Genomic DNA, 15,276 nt, shown 5'->3' with positions numbered 1-15,276 from the left:
CCGATTGGTTCGACCACATGTCGTTCATTAGCTTTCAATTTGCAAGATGGCCACAGGCACATTTTTCGATATGCGAACAAAGTGGTCAACCGTTGCACTTTTGTCTCATGTGCGACACTCAAAACTCGAACTCAGGCACCCTCTCAAAACCGGGAAGCGGCTTCACGGCAGAGTTGAAAGCAGGACGGCCGGATACGACCCCGTCATTCTTGACATAGATCATGGCCTGACCGGAATTGCCCGCGCCCTCAACGGCAACGAGGCGTCCCCCATCCTTCAACTGGTCAAACAATGGACCAGGAACATGATCAATGCCACCCTCAAACAGAATCACATCATAAGGCGCTTCCGCAGCATATCCTTTTTGCAGCGGCGTGCTAACCACCACCACATTATCATATCCGAGCTGCGCCAATGTGGCAGTCGCCTGCTCCGCCAGCGCCTGATCGCTTTCAATCGCAATCACCGACCCGGCAATGCGTGAAAGCACTCCTGCCGAGTATCCGGTTGCGCAACCGACATCGAGAACCACATCTTCAGGCTGAACATTGGCCAGTTGCACCAATTTGGCGAAAGGGGAAGGCTGCATCAGGTAACGCGGACCCGATTCGGCGCTGGCACCCAGCACGAGAACATCGTCATCGATATAGGCGAGCGGCTGACGGGCGCTGGGTACGAATTTTTCGCGGGGAACATCGAGGAACGCCTGAAGCAACGGTTTGTCGGTCACATCAGTCGTACGCAACTGATTGTCGACCATCTTGATGCGAAGATCTTCAAAGTTCAGCGTCATGGTCCACAAGCTTTCCTGGCAAGGCACTTGCAACACAGAGCGCTTGCAAGCGCGTAACGGGCCCCTGCCGGATGATTTCAGCAGAAGCAATAATTTAGGACAGGATGTGGCAAAAAATTAAGCCATCGTCAATCAATGTCTGCCGTGGCGAGGCGACACACGGGCCATTTGCACGCGAATATCGCATCTTTCTGACGCGGCGTAATCTTTGTGCAACTCTTGCCGCATTTTTCGGTGGCCATGACGCCGGCATCGGCGTGCCATCAGGCGATTCTTTCCGAATCTCCCGCAACCGGAGACGCGCAATTCAGGATAAGCCCGGCAAGACCCTGAAAGCCGATATCCGGTTATCGCCTCGCAACAAAGAGATGTCGAATTGCTCGCAAATTCGTGCTAAAGTAGCGAAAGTAAAGTCAGTTTTATTTACCTTGCCATTGTTTTCCGCTCACGCATGCACCCAATTCTGTTATTGAACTGACAGCAAGCACCTGCCATTGTCACAAGCAGGCACAAGGAATCGGTAAGCGGCGATAGGAATTATGCGTAAATGATTGATTTCAAAGGACTAGGCGATTTCCCCGTCAGTCACGACGAACTCACCGGGCTGGCCGACAGGGATGCACTTGAAGAACATCTTGATAGTCTTTGCGCATCTTACAGCGAAAGTGACTTTGTTGACCGCATTGAATTTGCGATTCTTTGTATCGATATTGACAACTTCAAGGTCATCAATGAACAACATGGCCGCATTGAAGGCGATAACCTTCTGAGACTGGTTGCGGACCGGCTCCAGTCCTGTCTGCGCAAGAATGATGTTGTGTATCGTCTTGGCGGCGACGAGTTTGCAATTGTACTGGTTCAGGTCACATCGGAAGAAACCGCCCGCGTTGCCGACCGGATCATCGGCTCGATCTCGCAGCCCTATGATTTGGGCGGCGATACACCCATCCGGATAACCGCGACGATCGGCGCTGCCCTCGCCCCGCGTGACGGACAAACGCCGGAGAGCCTGCTCTGGTGCGGCGACGCCGCGCTCTACATCGCCAAGAACGCCGGCCGGGGTGTTTATCGCCGCTATTCCGAGCGCCGCTCCAGCTAAGAGGCTCACCGGCCGCGCGGCTTTCATGAGGATGCCCCAGCAATGACCGATTCCATGCACCCGAGAGAACGGGAGGCTTTCGATCAGGCCAATGAAGGCATCCGGCTCGGTGCCGCCGGCGACCATCTGCACGCGGTCAGACACTGGGAAAAGGCTTCCCGCATCGCCGACGAATACCTGCAGGGCACGGATATCGGATTCTGGATCAAAAGCGGCTATGGCGCCGCGCTCTTCGACGCCGATCGCTATGGCGAAAGCATCACCGCATCTGAAAGCGCCCGTCCATGGTGTCTCGGCCATGGACAGCCGCTGGCGTCGCTTTCCATTGCCCGCTCCTATCTCGCCCTCGGCCAAGCCGGAAAGGCGCGCGCCTATCTTCGCGAAATCCACAGCTTGATCGGCAATGAGATATTCTCAGCGTTCAAAGATTCAGACGAGGCAAGTATCCGCAATGCGCTCTCATCTGATGATGAAAATTGAAATAAGCGGTGTAACAACAATACTTTAAATCGATTTTACTGGCCAATTTCCAGTCGAACACAAGTGCGGTCATATCACGTGTTGAAAATTGAAATTAAAATCTCCGCCGCCTCCGCTGATTTTGTAATAGACCGTCGCAATTGTTGATTTGAACTGCGGAACTCTTGCCTATTTGGATCGTTTGACGTCCGGCAATTCAATTCGGAGCATGAGAGAATGACGATCAAGACCGTTCCACAGGAAGTCTACCAGCGCCATGAGCGCGAATGGCAGGTGCTGCGCGAGGCTTTGGCCAAGAACAAATCCGCAAGCGATTCCCAGCCCATTGCTGCGCCCAGCCTGCCCGCTGACCTGGTTCCCGGCGCCTTCCCTCAATAACCCCGCCCATCGTTTCAAACCCGCATGGTCCACCGCAACGGCCGTGCGGGTTTTGCTTTGCCGGCATACGGGCCAGATTCCGCATTGTGCTATCCGGGGGAGCGGGCATCAACAGCCACGCTTCCAACAGCGTGTTGACAAGCACGGCACGCGGGTCTAGTTGGCCAATTACAGTTGCGCGTGCAGCCAGCTGTCGTAGGCGTTACCGTCATCCAACGCGTCCTTTGTCGAGAGGATCCCAGCAGGGAGTTCTCGATCCAAGAGGCGCTTATGGTATGACATCGTTTTCCAACCTCCCATTCCCGGCCGTTCGACGGCTTCCAGCTGTGTTCCCGGCATCGGGTACGCTGCGGCGCAATGTCGTGCGGCCTGAGCAACAGGGAGCCGTTCGGCAAAACCCTTTCTCCATTGGCGCCAACACATCGAGACAGAGGCCCGAACACGGTCAAGCCGTCGGCCACATGTCCGGATTGAAACCAAGGAGCAACATACTATGCAAATGACTGGCAACACGATCCTCATCACCGGCGGCACCAGCGGCATCGGGCGTGCACTGGCTGAAGCGTTCCACGACCGCGGCAACCGCGTCATCATCACGGGGCGGCGCGTATCCCTGCTTGAAGAGATTGCAGCCGCCCGGCCGGGTCTGGTGGGACTCCCGCTTGATCTCGGCGATCCGGACTCGTTGGCTCATCTTGTCAGCGAGGTTCGCACACGCTTTCCAGCGCTTAACATGCTCATCGCGAATGCCGGCATCTCGCGGCCGGAGGACATGACGACGGATGACTGGGACATTTCCGCCGCTCACTCGATAATCGAGACGAACATCCTGGGCGTGCTGCGCGTGACGGCGGCGTTCCTGCCGCTGCTGAAAACCCGGACCGGTGCGACGATCCTCGCGACCAGTTCAAACCTCGCCTTCATTCCCCGCGCCGATTTCCCCACCTATTGCGCCAGCAAGGCCTTCCTGCACTCATGGCTGCAGTCGCTGCGTCATCAACTCCGCAATATTCCGGTCGGCGTGCTTGAGCTGGCACCGCCTTATGTCCAGACGGAATTGACCGGCGACCGGCAGGCATCCGATCCCCGCGCCATGCCGGTTGCCGCCTATGTAGCCGAGGTCATGCAATTGCTGGAGGCGGAAAACCATCCGAGAGGCGAAGTCCTGGTCGAGCGCGACCGTGCCCGGCGTTCGGCGGAGCGGGAGGGCCGCTACGAGGAGACTTTTGCCGCAATGAACCCGTCTTAAAGCAACTATACGACATTGAAACGAGGAGGCCCGGCATCTCATGAAAGCCGGGCCTCGCACTGCTCGCGGCCCTGTGAACGCCACGCTTCCAGCGTTCAATGCAACCGGCAGCGTGCCGGACACATTGAACGCCGATAGGTCAAGCGCTCCTCAGGAATGCATGCGTCCGGTCTTGATATAATCGACCATCTGGCTGACCACGGTGCCCCAGCCCTCGTGAAAACCCATCTCTTCATGCTTCTTGCGGTTGGATTCGTCGCCATGAAGGGCGATCGCACGGTAGAGCGTGCCGTTTCCGTTGCGCGCAAGGTCGAGCGTGGCTGTGAAGAACGGATTGGCTGACGGCCTGTAGCCGGCGATCAGCGTGTCGGTGATGACCAGGCGCTCGTGCGGCTTCACTTCGAGATAGCAATGGGTGTTCGGATACTCCTGGCCATCGGGCGAACGCATGGTGAAATTGACCGTCCCGCCAGGCCGCAGGTCGATGTCGCAAGCGGTGATTGACCATGGTTTTGGCGCGAACCACTGGCGCAGGTGCTCCGGTGTTGTCCAGGCGCGCCATACAAGCTCCACGGGAACGTCGAGATCACGTTCAAGCACGAGATCGAGTTTGGGATTGATCGTGATGTCGGGTAGCTTCATTTGCTTTCCTCCTCCTTGAGTTTCATAAGATAGTTGTCCAGTTGATCGAGGCGGCGTTTCCACAGCACGCGTTGGCGCCCGAGCCAATCTTCCGCAAGCTTGAGCCGTTCCGCCGCAAGTTCGTATGTCCGCACACGTCCGGTTTTGTGCGACCGGACAAGACCGCTTCCCTCCAGCACTTTCAGGTGCTCGACGAAGGACGGCAGTGCCATGCCATAGGGTGCTGCGAGTTCGGATACCGAAGCGGGGCGGACGGTGAGCCGTTCAAGCACATCGCGCCGCGTCGCGTCGGACAGCGCGCGGAAAATATGATCCACGACAGCCGGATCTGGCATGGGGTGGCGTGGCGGCATGCTGCCGCCGGTCTGTGGTATCACGGGCCCCTCCCTTGAAAGCATCCACGTCGATCTGGACCGAAGCGGGTTATAGGCTGGTTCAAAACTTAGGTCAATCCCTTAGTATTACCCGGCAACAGCGGACCGTTTCCGCAGGCATTCAATCCCGAGCGAGCGAACGAAGGCTAAAGGCCTCCAAAGTGTTGAGCAGATCAGCTGGCAGATCAATCGATGGCAGGACAGGCGCGCGACCCGGAATATGAATGCCTTTGCTGTGCAGCCGGTCCAGCTGGGCGGCAAGACGTGCCGGGAAATCTGGAGCAAGCAAATTGGGTTGTATGGCAAAAACAAACAACCCTACCCCTGGCGAAAGAGCGCCTTGCGAAAAGGATGGTGCATCAAGAGACCAATTGGAACCAGTCAATCCTGCGGCAAGCGTTTCAACCATCAGTGCAATATTCGCACCACGCGTGCCGCCAAAGGCAAGGAGTGCGCCCCGCATCGCTTCACCGGCATCTGTCGTGGAACTGCCTTCGGCGTCTATGGCCCATCCCTCGGGTATCTGTTCTCCCTGTTCGGCAAGTTGCCTTATGGTGACGAAAGCTGTGGCGCTGGAAGCTTGATCAATCACCAGCGGACGCGAATCCTCGCTTGGCGCGGCAAAAGCAAGGGGATTGGTGCCAAACACCGCCTCACGGCTCTTTCCCGATGCCATCAGGGCAGGACTGTTCGTTGCCGCGAATGCGACCAATCCGGCATCCGCAAGACGCCTGACGTAATATCCCAGCTCACCTGTTGTATAGCTGTTGTGCAGAGCGAGCGCCGCGAGCCCAAATGTACGCGACCGCGTGACCAGTTCATCGATCACAAGATCAAATCCGAGATGCGCTATTCCCCCCGCGGCATCAACGCGAATAAGTGCAGGTGCTGGAAATGCAACCTCCGGTTCGGCATTGCCGTTGATGCGCCCTTCCGAATATGCGGCCAGATAATCCAGAAGATGCCGAAACCCCACGGCGCTGCGTCCGTTGCATTCAGCGGTAACGGTTGCATCTGCAAGTGCATTTGCGTTTGCACTGCTTGCCCCTACGGAAATACAGGCCCGCCGGGCAAGCGCTTTCGCATCGTCAATCGTTATTTCCAATTGGCTTCCTCTCCGCTGGTTTCGAATTACCGGCTTGAAATCCACCCATATGATGGTTCGCGCTCATAGGCTCGAGCCACGATTCACGCCTTCAAAGGGCGGTGTCCTGCCATTAGACGAGGCGGGATTATGACCGATTGGTAGTGTGTGAACCCTTACCTGTAAAGCAGTCGAAGCGCTGTGTTCTGAGCGCATGCTAATTGAACTTGACCATAATCTGTGATCCAGTCGGGGGAACAGATGGCAGGAACCCTTGACGCGATGAACGTGAGTGAAATTTTGCCGTTTCTTGGACATACCGAGCAAAGCGCTGGGCTCTCCAGTCTTCTCTTATCTGCCGGGTTTGATGTTGCCCAGATGCTGGGCCGCGTGCGGCGTGGGCACGGTGTCGGGCATCTTGAACTCAAGCCCCTCGGCATCGAACTCGCCTTCCAATTTCACACTGATTACAAAGAGACCTATGGAACACCAGAGGATGAAGGAAAGGCGGTTCTGTCGGGTGTCTTTGCCTATGACAAAGCCAAGAAGGATCGAAAGGCCTATAATGGCCCTGTTCCCTTCACCCGCGGTCCCCTTCGCAACCGTTCCGATGCACTGCGCGAATTCGGAGTTCCGTATCACACGGAACAGGACGACGACGAAATCGATTGGGATTACTGGCTCAAGGGTGGCGTACAGGTCGGTGCGTTCTATCGGCCAGACACCACTATAGAACACCTATCCTTTTCCGTACCGTTCAAGACCACTCTCGAAAGACTGAACCGCACCCATACCAATAGCGATTGATCTGGCGTGGCCGGGCATGCGGCGACAGCATTGCCGTTTTGGCTGATCGCGGCCATATGGCGGTAGCGGAAGGATTTTGTCTGGAATGACTTGACGCCGCTGACTTCGTCTCATAGACAACGGCACCGGAGATTCACAGGCTTGTGTCTTGTGTATTGTCTCCAGTGACGAGGCCTCGTGGCGGAGTGGTTACGCAGAGGACTGCAAATCCTTGCACCCCGGTTCGATTCCGGGCGAGGCCTCCAAATTATTCTTCAAACTGTATATCCCGACGTCAATAATCCGGTTCATCGGCACCCGCATCGACAACGCCCCTTCTAAGCCGGGAAAGTCGCGTCGCCCTGCCCCAGCGGCCTTTGCATGAGCACCGTGTCGACCCATTGGCCGAACTTGAAGCCGGCGGCGCGCAGCGTACCGACCGGCGCAAAACCAAGCCGCTCATGCAGCCGCAGCGACCCCGTATTGCCGCTATCGCCGATGACGGCCACCATCTGCCGCCAGTTACCGGCCTCGCACCGCCGGATCAGCTCGCCGAGCAGCAGAGATCCTATCCCGCAGCCAGCCATGCCGTTGGCGATATAAACCGAATCCTCCACCGTGAAGCGGTAGGCAGGGCGTGGCCGGTAGGGCGTTGCATAACAGTACCCCGCGATCTCTCCGTTCACCTCGGCCACCAGATATGGCAGCCCTGCAGCAAGCACAGCCGCCCGGCGCGCCGCCATCTCGCCCGCCGCTGGCACCTCGAGTTCAAAGGAAGCAATGCCATTGAGCACGTGATAGGCATAGATGGCCTGCACCGGCTCCATATCGCGGTCTTGCGCATCGCGCACCCGCACGGCGGCGGAATCAAGATGAGAGAGTTTTTCTGCAAGCAATTGATTATCCAATGAATGTTTCTCCGGTTTGCCGCGCCGGATATCCGCTGGCGTCAGACCAATATCCCGCAACAGGTGCGGCTCGAGCGCCCGCAATGCCTCAAGCTGATGCCATCGCGATTGCGGCGCGGCGGTCAGAAAGCAATCCACCCGATGCAACATTGTGCGGATACCACCTGCTCGACCGCTCACGTCCTGTCTCCTGCGTATCGTCTCGCCCCGGTCCGGCGGGGAATCCGGTGGCATTTTGCATTGCGGGAGATATAAAAGAAGCTTTGAATGACTATACGAACTATAAGGAAAGCTTTGTGTCTTCCCTCAGCCTTGATCAACTGGCCACCTTTGTCGAAGTCATCGAACTCGGCAGCTTTTCCGCCGCCGCCGACCGGCTGAACATCAGCCAGCCAGCGGTGAGCCTGCAGGTGCGCCAGCTGGAAAAGCGGCTTGGCGTCCGCCTGATCGAGCGCATCGGCCGCAAGGCCACTCCCACTGCCGCCGGTATGGAGCTTCTGGCCCATGCCGGGCGTATAAACCGGGAGGTTTCAGGCGCTCTGGACGCCATGGCCAGATACACGACCGAGACAATCGGCCGGGTGCGGCTGGGGACCGGAGCCACGGCCTGCATCTACCTGCTGCCGCCGCTCCTGCGCAGCCTGCAGCAAGGATTTCCGTCGCTGGATATCACCGTCAGCACCGGCAACACGCAGGACATGGTCAAGGCGGTGGAAGACAATGTGCTCGACATTGCCCTGGTGACAATGCCCGCCTCCGGCCGGATGCTGGAAATAAAGTCGATACTGCGCGACGAATTCGTTGCCGTCGCCCCCGCCGGCGTGGTCATGCCGCCGGAGGTGACAGCAGAGGAACTGTCAAAAAACCCGCTGATTCTGTTTGAACCCTCAGGCAATACCCGCCGGATCATCGACCGCTGGTTTGAACAAAGCGGCGTAAGCCTGCAGCCGGTAATGTCGCTGGGCAGTGTCGAGGCCATCAAGGAACTGGTGCGCGCGGGGTTGGGATGGGCCATATTGCCCGCCATGTCGGTGCGTGAACCGGAACAGCGCAGGCCCTTCACCGTACGCCCGCTGATGCCTCACCTGCACCGGGAACTCGCGCTGATCATTCGCCAGGACAAGACAATCACGCGCGGCCTGCGCGCGCTGATTGCCGCCATCACCGAAGCCGGGACGCGCAGGCGCCTCTGAGCGGCAGCATCGCAAGGGCGCAACGGGTTTGAGGCGAATCAGGCCTTGTTGCTGGCTGCAGCGCGGCTGCCTTTCCAGCGGCGGCCAAATTTTACCTCCAGCTGACGGCGCTTGCGCCGGACCAGCGCAGAATCATGCGAAAGCACCACAAGTCCCAGCGGAATCATCCAGAAGCCCAGAATCGGCAGAAAACCCAGTGTTCCCCCGGCGACAAGCGCACCGCCGAGCGTGCGACGCATTGCCACCGACTGTGGAATGGGCACATGACGACCAAAAATGCGCATATGCCTGCGTTTTGGTGCGGCGGAATGCTCATCGGCACCATCGGGCCCATGATTGCTGGTGTTTTCGAGGCGTTCGGTCACGCGGTTCTCTCTCCTTTCCGTGTTCAACAGACCCGGATGTAGGAATGCAAAAGCGGCATGTCATCATTTCTGTGCACATTATATGAAAAAAAACGAAATGGTCCTTTGCAAAAGCGAAACCCTTTTGCTATAGGCCACTTCGCTGATGACTGAGTAGCTCTTCCCCGGTAGCTCAGTGGTAGAGCAACCGGCTGTTAACCGGTTGGTCGCTGGTTCGAATCCGGCCCGGGGAGCCAGTCACCTCAAAGGCTTAGCAGCTGACGCTGCTGAGCCTTTTGCTTTTCCGCCCTCCCCATCGCCGTTATCGCCGTCATGACCGCCAATGCTCTTACCGCCGGCGGCAAATTGGTGCTATGAACAGCCAAGCCAAACATCCGCGTGGAGACATGATGTTCCTGCTCACCGTTGCCGCCATCTGGACCATTGCTGCGCTCACTCCGGGGCCGAACTTCTTCCTGATCATCCGCTGCACCCTCACCGGCTCACGCAAGATCGCCTTCTCGGCGGCCGCAGGCACCCTGACGGGCACCCTGTGCTGGGGCCTTGCCGGCTGGCTCGGCATCGGGTCGCTGTTCATGGCCGCCCCCATTGCCTATATGGGCCTGAAGATCGCAGGCGGCGTCTATCTTCTCTGGCTGGGCCTGCGCTTGCTGTGGCAGATACGCCGGCCGGCGGGCGAGATGACCATCCCTGCGAGCAAGGTCAGGCCGACACCCCTTGGTGCCTGGCGCCTTGGGCTTGCCACCAACCTTGCCAATCCGAAATCGGCGCTGTTTGTCGCCAGCCTGTTTGCCGCCACCATGGCGCCGGGCACGCCCTGGACCCACGGCGCGGCAGCCGTCGTCGTGATGGTGACCATATCGGCGATCTGGTATGCGGGCCTCGTCGCAGCGCTCAGCCACCGCACGGTCGCCGGCGCCTATCAGCGGGCCCGGCGCGCCATTGATGCCTTTGCCGGGGCAATTTTCATTGGCTTCGGCCTGAAATTGGCTCTGTCCGACCGCTGACCGCAGCATGACAACCGGTAAAGCAAGACAATCGTCCTGAACTTTTGTACTTTGGTTGAATTGAAAGTGCGAAATCTCCATGTTAGTCACGTGGCCTGGAGATGACATCATGTCTGTTTTTGCAATCACTGCCTTATGCGTCATCGCCACGTGGCTAGCGTGCCTGCTGTTTCCACGATTTGATTGAAACACGGCCAAGCGCACGCCGATGGGACGCGCCAGCGCCTTGCCCTCCGCCGCAATCCCACCTATCTTTGCCAGGCATCCAAACAAAAGGAGGTTGCCTATGACATCGCGGGACGCCTAATCCGTACCTATCAGGATTTTTGCCGGGTTCGTGGAATTGATTTTTCCCTGAACTTGTCGGTCCGCCCTTTCGACAGCACGACGCTGTTCTGTAGCGCCGGAATGCAACAGTACAAACCACTGTTTCCCGACGCAGCCTTCAAAGGCACATTCGCCAATATCCAGTCCTGCCTGCGGCTGGGAGATCTCGATGAGATCGGCGATGGAACGCATTTTCTCCATTTCGATATGATCGGCCTTTTCTCCTTCCGGCAAATGACGCTGGAAGAAGCCATTGATTTCTGGCTGGATTTTCTGGCCGGGATCGGTGCGTGGCCAGATCACGTCACGATCCACCCGGACAGGATGGCTGAATGGGCACCGCTCTATCGCGGACGCCTTCCGGTTGTTCCTGATCCCGAATGCCTGTGGAGTGACGGCACCATGCGCAGCTATTGCACCGAGTTCTACAAGCAAGGGGTCGAAATCGGCAACATCGTCAATCCCTTGGGCAGTTGCATCGATGCCGGATTCGGGCTCGAGCGGCTGGATATGCTGATCAACGGCACACCACCTGCTGCGCCGCAGGCAATCCTGCAGGATGCCATCAGCACGATCATTGCCAGCGGCTACCGGCCGGGCAACAAGGAACAGGGCTACGTCCTGCGCAAATTGCTGCGCCGCCTGGCAGTGATGGGCGGCGCGCTGGATCATCCGTTCTTCCAGGAGGAACTGATCCGTCAGCAGCGGTTGCAGGAACGATACGTGCGGCTCAAACCCAAACATCCGGACAAACCGGCACAATGGTGGTTTGACACCCATGGCATTGATATCACCGATATGGAGAGGCGGGATTGACCCGCCTTTTCATCCTGACCGTAAATGGCTGGGGCTAGTGGTCCTTTGATTCTGACATTTGCCTGAATGGCCTGTATTAACGGGATGCGAATGTCAGAATCGGGCCACTAGCGCACCCAGGTGGTATTCTCCACGTAGATATCGGCCTCCATGGTCGCCTGGACGAAGACCGAGCGTGCCATGGCGGGTGAGGCATGGCCTTCCATCGCCTCATTGCAAGCCATCCGGGCGAGCAGGTAAATTCTTCCCCGCTCGCCCGGCCAATCGCTGGACAAAAATTCAGCCGCCTCCGCCACCGAACCAATGTTCCGCAGCTTGAAGGAATGGAGTGACTCGACGGTCACCGGTTTGAACTGGGCATCTTTCATGGCCTAGAAACGCGGATCATTCAGACTGGTTCCAATCTGAAAAGCGCCTGTGGCAAAATTGCGATGGATCAGCGTTCGTGGGCCCCGATCACGATCATGTGCAGGTAATCCTGGCGGCTAAACGGGCTGACGGAAATCCACCCAGCGGCGGTCACTGTCCGCATACTTCAGGCTTGCGCGCATCGCCGGGCTCAGATTGATGTCGCAAAGCAGATGTTCATTGAGGTCGGTCAAGCGGCCGGCCGGACCCGCCTCCTGTTTTCCCTGGCCCGGAAGCACGCGCGAAGCGTTCAGGCCCAAATAGCGAACTTCGGTCATTCCAGACTCCTAAAGTCATCAATCTCATTTCTATGTCTGGATAAATAGTTGTTTATTTATAGGAGAACCAACGTAAAATACGGTACAAGCCATCAAGCCGTTTAATGGATAGATCATGTCCTCCCTGCCATTGCCCGCCATCCGCGTCTTCGACTCCGTTGCCCGCCTGCAGAACTTCACCAAGGCTGCGGAAGAGCTGAACATGACCCAGTCGGCGGTGAGCTATCAGATCAAGCTGCTGGAGGAGTTCGCGGGCGCCCCGCTGTTTCACCGGCGCGCCCGCGGGGTCGCTCTGACGGACAAGGGCGAATTGGTTGCGCCCGTCATCCGCCGTTCCCTGGCTGAACTGAGCGAAACGTTCCGCGCCATCCGCGACAAACAAAATTCCGTTCTGGTCGTCTCCACCATGCACACCTTCGCCAGCAACTGGCTGACCTCGCGCATTGTCGATTTCCAGACCCGGTTTCCCGATATTTCCGTGCGGTTCGACATCACGTCGCGCCTGGTGGATTTTGCCGCCGAAGGCATCGATTGCGGCGTGCGTATGGGGCAAGGACGCTGGCCCGGCCTGAAGTCGCATCTGCTGCTTCCCGGCGGCTTTACGCCGCTTGCCAGCCCCGCATATCTTGAGAAACACGGCCGCCCGCAAAAGCCGGCCGACCTGCTCAAATACCACCTCATCACTCCTGATGATGACTGGTGGCCGCTCTGGTTTCGTCAGGCCGGTGTGGAAGGGCCGCTGGTGATGACCAAACCCGGTTTCGACATCGATACGCAGCAGATCATCGCCAATCTCGCACTTTCAGGCGGCGGCGTTGCACTTGTCTCGGCGGCCTTGTTCAAGACGGAAATCGATTCAGGCAGGCTTGTGCAACTGTTCGACACCTGCGCCTCGACCGGATGGGACTACCATCTCGTTTACCCCGACGGCAGACAGCTTTCGCCCAAACTGCGGCTGTTCCGCGACTGGATACTCGAACAGGCGGGCGCCTGATCTCAGTTCTTGCCGTAAGCGGCGAGAAACACCCGCACGCCTTCCCTGGCGTGACGATGCAGTTCTTCCGGCTTGGGAATGGCGATGTCCCCCAACAGCATCACCCGGTTGACCGGTTCGGCCATGACGAGCCAGTTGAAGTGCGATGCGGCGACGGAAGCGTCGTCGATGACAAGCAGACCCTGTCCGGCAAGATGGGTGAATGTCGCGGCAAGCGATGCCATCGCGCGTTTGGGACCACGCTCATAGAGCACCTCGGCCAGTTCGGGGAACCGGCTGACCTCGCCGATCACAAGGCGCCGCAACTGCATGAGCTGCGGCGTCAGCACCACGCTCAACTGCTGATAGCCATAGTTGAGAAGATAGGCGGCAAGGTCCTCGCTTCCCCTGAATTGGGGGATTCTCTCATGCACCGTATCGCCGGCAACACTGACCATGCTGGTCACGATTTCGATGAACAGCGCCTCCTTGCTCTCGAAATGCTTGTATACCGTTTGCTTTGAAACCGCCGACAGCGCGGCAATATCGTCCATGTTGGTGCCCAGATAGCCATTTCTGAGAAACACCTGCGTGGCCGCGTCGAGGATTGCCTTGTGCTTGCGCTCGGAACGGTTCAGCCCGGCGGCCATTGATGGATTTGATGAAGTCATTCTCGTCATAAAACCGATTGCCTGCAATTCCTCAGCCTACCATGATTCCCGACCGGAGCGAGCGGCTGACATTGACATATAGTACTGGACAGTCTAGTTTGATTCAAGGGTATCCGCAGGCTGATCCACAGCGCCTTCACAGGCAAAGGCCATCCGCCTGCCGATCGCTCACTGCTTCATCGAACAGGAGTTGCACCATGACCTTCCCCAGTAAAACCGGTGCCGTGAAAGTGCCCGGCGCGAGCATTTACTATGAGACCAAGGGATCAGGGCCGCTTGTGCTGCTGATCCCCGGCGGCCCCACCGATGCCGGGATTTTTGCCGAACTGTCCGCCCATCTTGCTGACCGGTACACGGTGGTGGCCTATGATCCGCGCGGCAATTCACGCAGCACCCTTGATGGCCAGCCGGACGACCAGAATCTCGACACCCACGGCAACGACGCCGCCCGGCTGATCGAAACGCTGGGCAATGGCCCGGCCTTTGTCCTGGGCAGCAGCGGAGGCGCACAGATCGGGCTCAACCTGGCGGCGCGTCATCCCGCACTGGTGCATACATTGGTGGCGCATGAGCCGCCATGCCTCATGCTCCTTCCCGACCCGTCGGAAGAACTGGCCGGCAACCAAGCCATTTACAACACCTATCACAAGGAGGGTGCGGAGGCCGCAATGCAGAAATTCATGGCCATGGCGGGACTGGATGAAGATGGTGCGGAAGAAGCTCCGCAATCGCCTCCCCCGCCGGAAGCCCTCGAGACATTCGAGCGGATCATTGGCAATGTCGACTACTTCCTTGCTCATGGGCTGATGCCGCTCTCGCAGTATCAGCCGGATGTCGATGCGCTGCGTGCAGGCAGCCCCCGCATCGTGATCGGCGTCGGGGCAGACACTGCCGGGCAGATCGCCCATCGAACGGGCGTGGCTTTGGCCGAAAAACTCGGCACCGAACCGCTGCATTTTCCCGGCGATCACAGCGGTTACCGCCAGCATGCCGAAAACTTCGCCAAGATTCTGCACCAGGCCTTTGCACAGGGCTGACCGGCGCCGGTCACTTCAGGAGAACTGACATGCATATACAATTTGCCGAGCTGCCGGTGTCCGATCAGGACCGGGCCAAGCGGTTCTACATGGACAATTTCGGCTGCGAGGTTGCTGCCGATGTTCCCATGAGTCCGGATGGATGGCGGTGGATCGAACTCAGGTTTGCCGGCGCGGAAACGGCGCTGCATTTCGTCAGGCGCCCGGACGATACACCATCCGCCCAACCGGTCATGGTTCTGGTGGATGACGATGTGGCCGGCATTGCAGCGGCGCTCCGCTCAAGGGGGATTGAAATCATCACCGCGCCCCAGCCAGCACCCTACGATCCCGGTCGCACCGTTGCCGAATTCAGGGACAGCGAAGGCAACCGCATGGTGATCAGCAGCCGCTGAACACGGCGGGCCA

20 protein-coding genes and 2 tRNA genes are annotated in these 15,276 nt (G+C 58.3%); 13 read left to right on the top strand and 9 right to left on the bottom strand.

Annotated features, from left to right (window positions below):
• Positions 1–118 precede the first annotated feature (118 nt).
• Positions 119–793 carry a protein-L-isoaspartate O-methyltransferase family protein gene (locus ACTJJ7_RS14315; RefSeq protein WP_440967622.1) on the bottom strand — a complete coding sequence of 225 codons (675 nt, stop codon included), beginning with the start codon at positions 791–793 and terminating at the stop codon, positions 119–121.
• A 547-nt stretch (positions 794–1,340) separates the two neighbouring features.
• Here ACTJJ7_RS14315 and ACTJJ7_RS14310 point away from each other — a divergent pair.
• The 4 genes from ACTJJ7_RS14310 to ACTJJ7_RS14295 all read left to right on the top strand — a co-directional run bounded on the left by ACTJJ7_RS14310 (position 1,341) and on the right by ACTJJ7_RS14295 (position 3,999).
• Positions 1,341–1,892: a GGDEF domain-containing protein gene (locus ACTJJ7_RS14310; RefSeq protein ID WP_105732572.1), complete on the top strand. Its 552-nt coding sequence runs from the start codon at positions 1,341–1,343 to the stop codon at positions 1,890–1,892.
• A gap of 42 nt (positions 1,893–1,934) precedes the next feature.
• Positions 1,935–2,372, top strand: a complete 438-nt coding sequence (locus ACTJJ7_RS14305) for a hypothetical protein (RefSeq protein WP_440967620.1) — start codon at positions 1,935–1,937, stop codon at positions 2,370–2,372.
• A gap of 216 nt (positions 2,373–2,588) precedes the next feature.
• Complete coding sequence (locus ACTJJ7_RS14300) at positions 2,589–2,750, top strand: hypothetical protein (protein WP_165401853.1); 162 nt, start codon at positions 2,589–2,591, stop codon at positions 2,748–2,750.
• Positions 2,751–3,243: 493 nt separating this feature from the next.
• The gene (locus ACTJJ7_RS14295) at positions 3,244–3,999 is read left to right on the top strand and encodes an SDR family oxidoreductase (RefSeq protein WP_105732570.1); all 756 of its coding nucleotides are present in this window, start codon (positions 3,244–3,246) and stop codon (positions 3,997–3,999) included.
• 150 nt (positions 4,000–4,149) lie between these two features.
• On the opposite strand, the gene ACTJJ7_RS14290 is transcribed toward ACTJJ7_RS14295, so the two are convergent.
• The 3 genes from ACTJJ7_RS14290 to ACTJJ7_RS14280 form a co-directional block, all read right to left on the bottom strand.
• Positions 4,150–4,641, bottom strand: a complete 492-nt coding sequence (locus tag ACTJJ7_RS14290; RefSeq protein WP_440967617.1) for an SRPBCC family protein — start codon at positions 4,639–4,641, stop codon at positions 4,150–4,152.
• A complete protein-coding gene (locus tag ACTJJ7_RS14285) occupies positions 4,638–4,976 on the bottom strand; it encodes an ArsR/SmtB family transcription factor (RefSeq protein WP_105732568.1) in 339 nt (112 codons plus the stop codon). Before ACTJJ7_RS14285 ends, ACTJJ7_RS14290 begins: the two co-directional genes overlap by 4 nt.
• 160 nt (positions 4,977–5,136) lie before the next feature.
• Positions 5,137–6,165 (bottom strand): Ldh family oxidoreductase, encoded by a 1,029-nt coding sequence (locus tag ACTJJ7_RS14280; RefSeq protein ID WP_440967616.1) that lies wholly within the window; start codon positions 6,163–6,165, stop codon positions 5,137–5,139.
• Positions 6,166–6,360: 195 nt separating this feature from the next.
• On the opposite strand from ACTJJ7_RS14280, the gene ACTJJ7_RS14275 reads away from it, so the two are divergent.
• The gene (locus ACTJJ7_RS14275) at positions 6,361–6,906 is read left to right on the top strand and encodes a hypothetical protein (protein WP_440967614.1); all 546 of its coding nucleotides are present in this window, start codon (positions 6,361–6,363) and stop codon (positions 6,904–6,906) included.
• 171 nt (positions 6,907–7,077) lie between these two features.
• Positions 7,078–7,151, top strand: a tRNA-Cys gene (locus ACTJJ7_RS14270).
• A 72-nt stretch (positions 7,152–7,223) separates the two neighbouring features.
• Here ACTJJ7_RS14270 and ACTJJ7_RS14265 read toward each other — a convergent pair.
• On the bottom strand, positions 7,224–7,973 hold the full coding sequence (locus ACTJJ7_RS14265) for a GNAT family N-acetyltransferase (RefSeq protein ID WP_440967612.1): 750 nt from the start codon (positions 7,971–7,973) through the stop codon (positions 7,224–7,226).
• Between the two features lie 116 nt (positions 7,974–8,089).
• Between ACTJJ7_RS14265 and ACTJJ7_RS14260 the strand changes: the two genes are divergently transcribed.
• Positions 8,090–8,986, top strand: a complete 897-nt coding sequence (locus ACTJJ7_RS14260) for a LysR family transcriptional regulator (RefSeq protein WP_440967611.1) — start codon at positions 8,090–8,092, stop codon at positions 8,984–8,986.
• 38 nt (positions 8,987–9,024) lie between these two features.
• Here the strand turns inward: ACTJJ7_RS14260 and ACTJJ7_RS14255 are convergent, their stop codons facing one another.
• Complete coding sequence (locus ACTJJ7_RS14255) at positions 9,025–9,270, bottom strand: hypothetical protein (protein ID WP_440967649.1); 246 nt, start codon at positions 9,268–9,270, stop codon at positions 9,025–9,027.
• 242 nt (positions 9,271–9,512) lie between these two features.
• Between ACTJJ7_RS14255 and ACTJJ7_RS14250 the strand changes: the two genes are divergently transcribed.
• The 3 genes from ACTJJ7_RS14250 (at position 9,513) to ACTJJ7_RS14240 (ending at position 11,501) form a co-directional block, all read left to right on the top strand.
• Positions 9,513–9,587 (top strand) — tRNA-Asn (locus ACTJJ7_RS14250).
• A gap of 153 nt (positions 9,588–9,740) precedes the next feature.
• Positions 9,741–10,358, top strand: a complete 618-nt coding sequence (locus ACTJJ7_RS14245) for a LysE family transporter (RefSeq protein WP_440967609.1) — start codon at positions 9,741–9,743, stop codon at positions 10,356–10,358.
• 291 nt (positions 10,359–10,649) lie between these two features.
• A complete protein-coding gene (locus ACTJJ7_RS14240) occupies positions 10,650–11,501 on the top strand; it encodes an alanine--tRNA ligase-related protein (protein WP_440967647.1) in 852 nt (283 codons plus the stop codon).
• Positions 11,502–11,608: 107 nt separating this feature from the next.
• On the opposite strand, the gene ACTJJ7_RS14235 is transcribed toward ACTJJ7_RS14240, so the two are convergent.
• Positions 11,609–11,869, bottom strand: coding sequence for a DUF982 domain-containing protein (locus ACTJJ7_RS14235; protein ID WP_105732563.1), 261 nt, complete (start codon positions 11,867–11,869; stop codon positions 11,609–11,611).
• A gap of 117 nt (positions 11,870–11,986) precedes the next feature.
• Positions 11,987–12,187, bottom strand: a complete 201-nt coding sequence (locus tag ACTJJ7_RS14230; RefSeq protein ID WP_440967607.1) for a hypothetical protein — start codon at positions 12,185–12,187, stop codon at positions 11,987–11,989.
• Positions 12,188–12,302: 115 nt separating this feature from the next.
• Here ACTJJ7_RS14230 and ACTJJ7_RS14225 point away from each other — a divergent pair, with 115 nt between their 5' ends.
• On the top strand, positions 12,303–13,181 hold the full coding sequence (locus tag ACTJJ7_RS14225) for a LysR substrate-binding domain-containing protein (protein ID WP_105732561.1): 879 nt from the start codon (positions 12,303–12,305) through the stop codon (positions 13,179–13,181).
• Between the two features lie 2 nt (positions 13,182–13,183).
• On the opposite strand, the gene ACTJJ7_RS14220 is transcribed toward ACTJJ7_RS14225, so the two are convergent.
• Entirely contained in the window at positions 13,184–13,840 is a 657-nt protein-coding gene (locus ACTJJ7_RS14220; RefSeq protein WP_440967606.1) for a TetR/AcrR family transcriptional regulator, read from the bottom strand.
• Between the two features lie 188 nt (positions 13,841–14,028).
• Between ACTJJ7_RS14220 and ACTJJ7_RS14215 the strand changes: the two genes are divergently transcribed.
• Together ACTJJ7_RS14215 and ACTJJ7_RS14210 are read left to right on the top strand one after the other, a co-directional pair.
• Entirely contained in the window at positions 14,029–14,868 is an 840-nt protein-coding gene (locus ACTJJ7_RS14215) for an alpha/beta fold hydrolase (RefSeq protein ID WP_440967604.1), read from the top strand.
• Between the two features lie 29 nt (positions 14,869–14,897).
• Entirely contained in the window at positions 14,898–15,263 is a 366-nt protein-coding gene (locus ACTJJ7_RS14210; protein ID WP_440967603.1) for a VOC family protein, read from the top strand.
• Positions 15,264–15,276: the final 13 nt, after the last annotated feature.

It is taken from the genome of Phyllobacterium sp. 22229, from assembly GCF_052056495.1.
Classification (GTDB): Bacteria; Pseudomonadota; Alphaproteobacteria; order Rhizobiales; family Rhizobiaceae; genus Phyllobacterium; species Phyllobacterium myrsinacearum.
The sequence above is the reverse complement of the archived record's forward strand: the minus strand, read 5'-3'. Positions and strand labels throughout refer to the sequence as shown.

Excerpts from the sequence above, each read along its gene's own strand:
- ACTJJ7_RS14215 (WP_440967604.1), top strand. The coding sequence starts at position 14,029 with ATGACCTTCCCCAGTAAAACCGGTGCCGTGAAAGTGCCCGGCGCGAGC.
- ACTJJ7_RS14300 (WP_165401853.1), top strand. The coding sequence starts at position 2,589 with ATGACGATCAAGACCGTTCCACAGGAAGTCTACCAGCGCCATGAGCGC.
- ACTJJ7_RS14310 (WP_105732572.1), top strand. The coding sequence starts at position 1,341 with ATGATTGATTTCAAAGGACTAGGCGATTTCCCCGTCAGTCACGACGAA.
- ACTJJ7_RS14220 (WP_440967606.1), bottom strand. The coding sequence starts at position 13,840 with ATGACGAGAATGACTTCATCAAATCCATCAATGGCCGCCGGGCTGAAC.
- ACTJJ7_RS14315 (WP_440967622.1), bottom strand. The coding sequence starts at position 793 with ATGACGCTGAACTTTGAAGATCTTCGCATCAAGATGGTCGACAATCAG.
- ACTJJ7_RS14285 (WP_105732568.1), bottom strand. The coding sequence starts at position 4,976 with ATGCCAGATCCGGCTGTCGTGGATCATATTTTCCGCGCGCTGTCCGAC.
- ACTJJ7_RS14230 (WP_440967607.1), bottom strand. The coding sequence starts at position 12,187 with ATGACCGAAGTTCGCTATTTGGGCCTGAACGCTTCGCGCGTGCTTCCG.
- ACTJJ7_RS14275 (WP_440967614.1), top strand. The coding sequence starts at position 6,361 with ATGGCAGGAACCCTTGACGCGATGAACGTGAGTGAAATTTTGCCGTTT.
- ACTJJ7_RS14210 (WP_440967603.1), top strand. The coding sequence starts at position 14,898 with ATGCATATACAATTTGCCGAGCTGCCGGTGTCCGATCAGGACCGGGCC.
- ACTJJ7_RS14245 (WP_440967609.1), top strand. The coding sequence starts at position 9,741 with ATGTTCCTGCTCACCGTTGCCGCCATCTGGACCATTGCTGCGCTCACT.
- ACTJJ7_RS14305 (WP_440967620.1), top strand. The coding sequence starts at position 1,935 with ATGACCGATTCCATGCACCCGAGAGAACGGGAGGCTTTCGATCAGGCC.
- ACTJJ7_RS14295 (WP_105732570.1), top strand. The coding sequence starts at position 3,244 with ATGCAAATGACTGGCAACACGATCCTCATCACCGGCGGCACCAGCGGC.
- ACTJJ7_RS14290 (WP_440967617.1), bottom strand. The coding sequence starts at position 4,641 with ATGAAGCTACCCGACATCACGATCAATCCCAAACTCGATCTCGTGCTT.
- ACTJJ7_RS14225 (WP_105732561.1), top strand. The coding sequence starts at position 12,303 with ATGTCCTCCCTGCCATTGCCCGCCATCCGCGTCTTCGACTCCGTTGCC.
- ACTJJ7_RS14235 (WP_105732563.1), bottom strand. The coding sequence starts at position 11,869 with ATGAAAGATGCCCAGTTCAAACCGGTGACCGTCGAGTCACTCCATTCC.
- ACTJJ7_RS14255 (WP_440967649.1), bottom strand. The coding sequence starts at position 9,270 with ATGCGCATTTTTGGTCGTCATGTGCCCATTCCACAGTCGGTGGCAATG.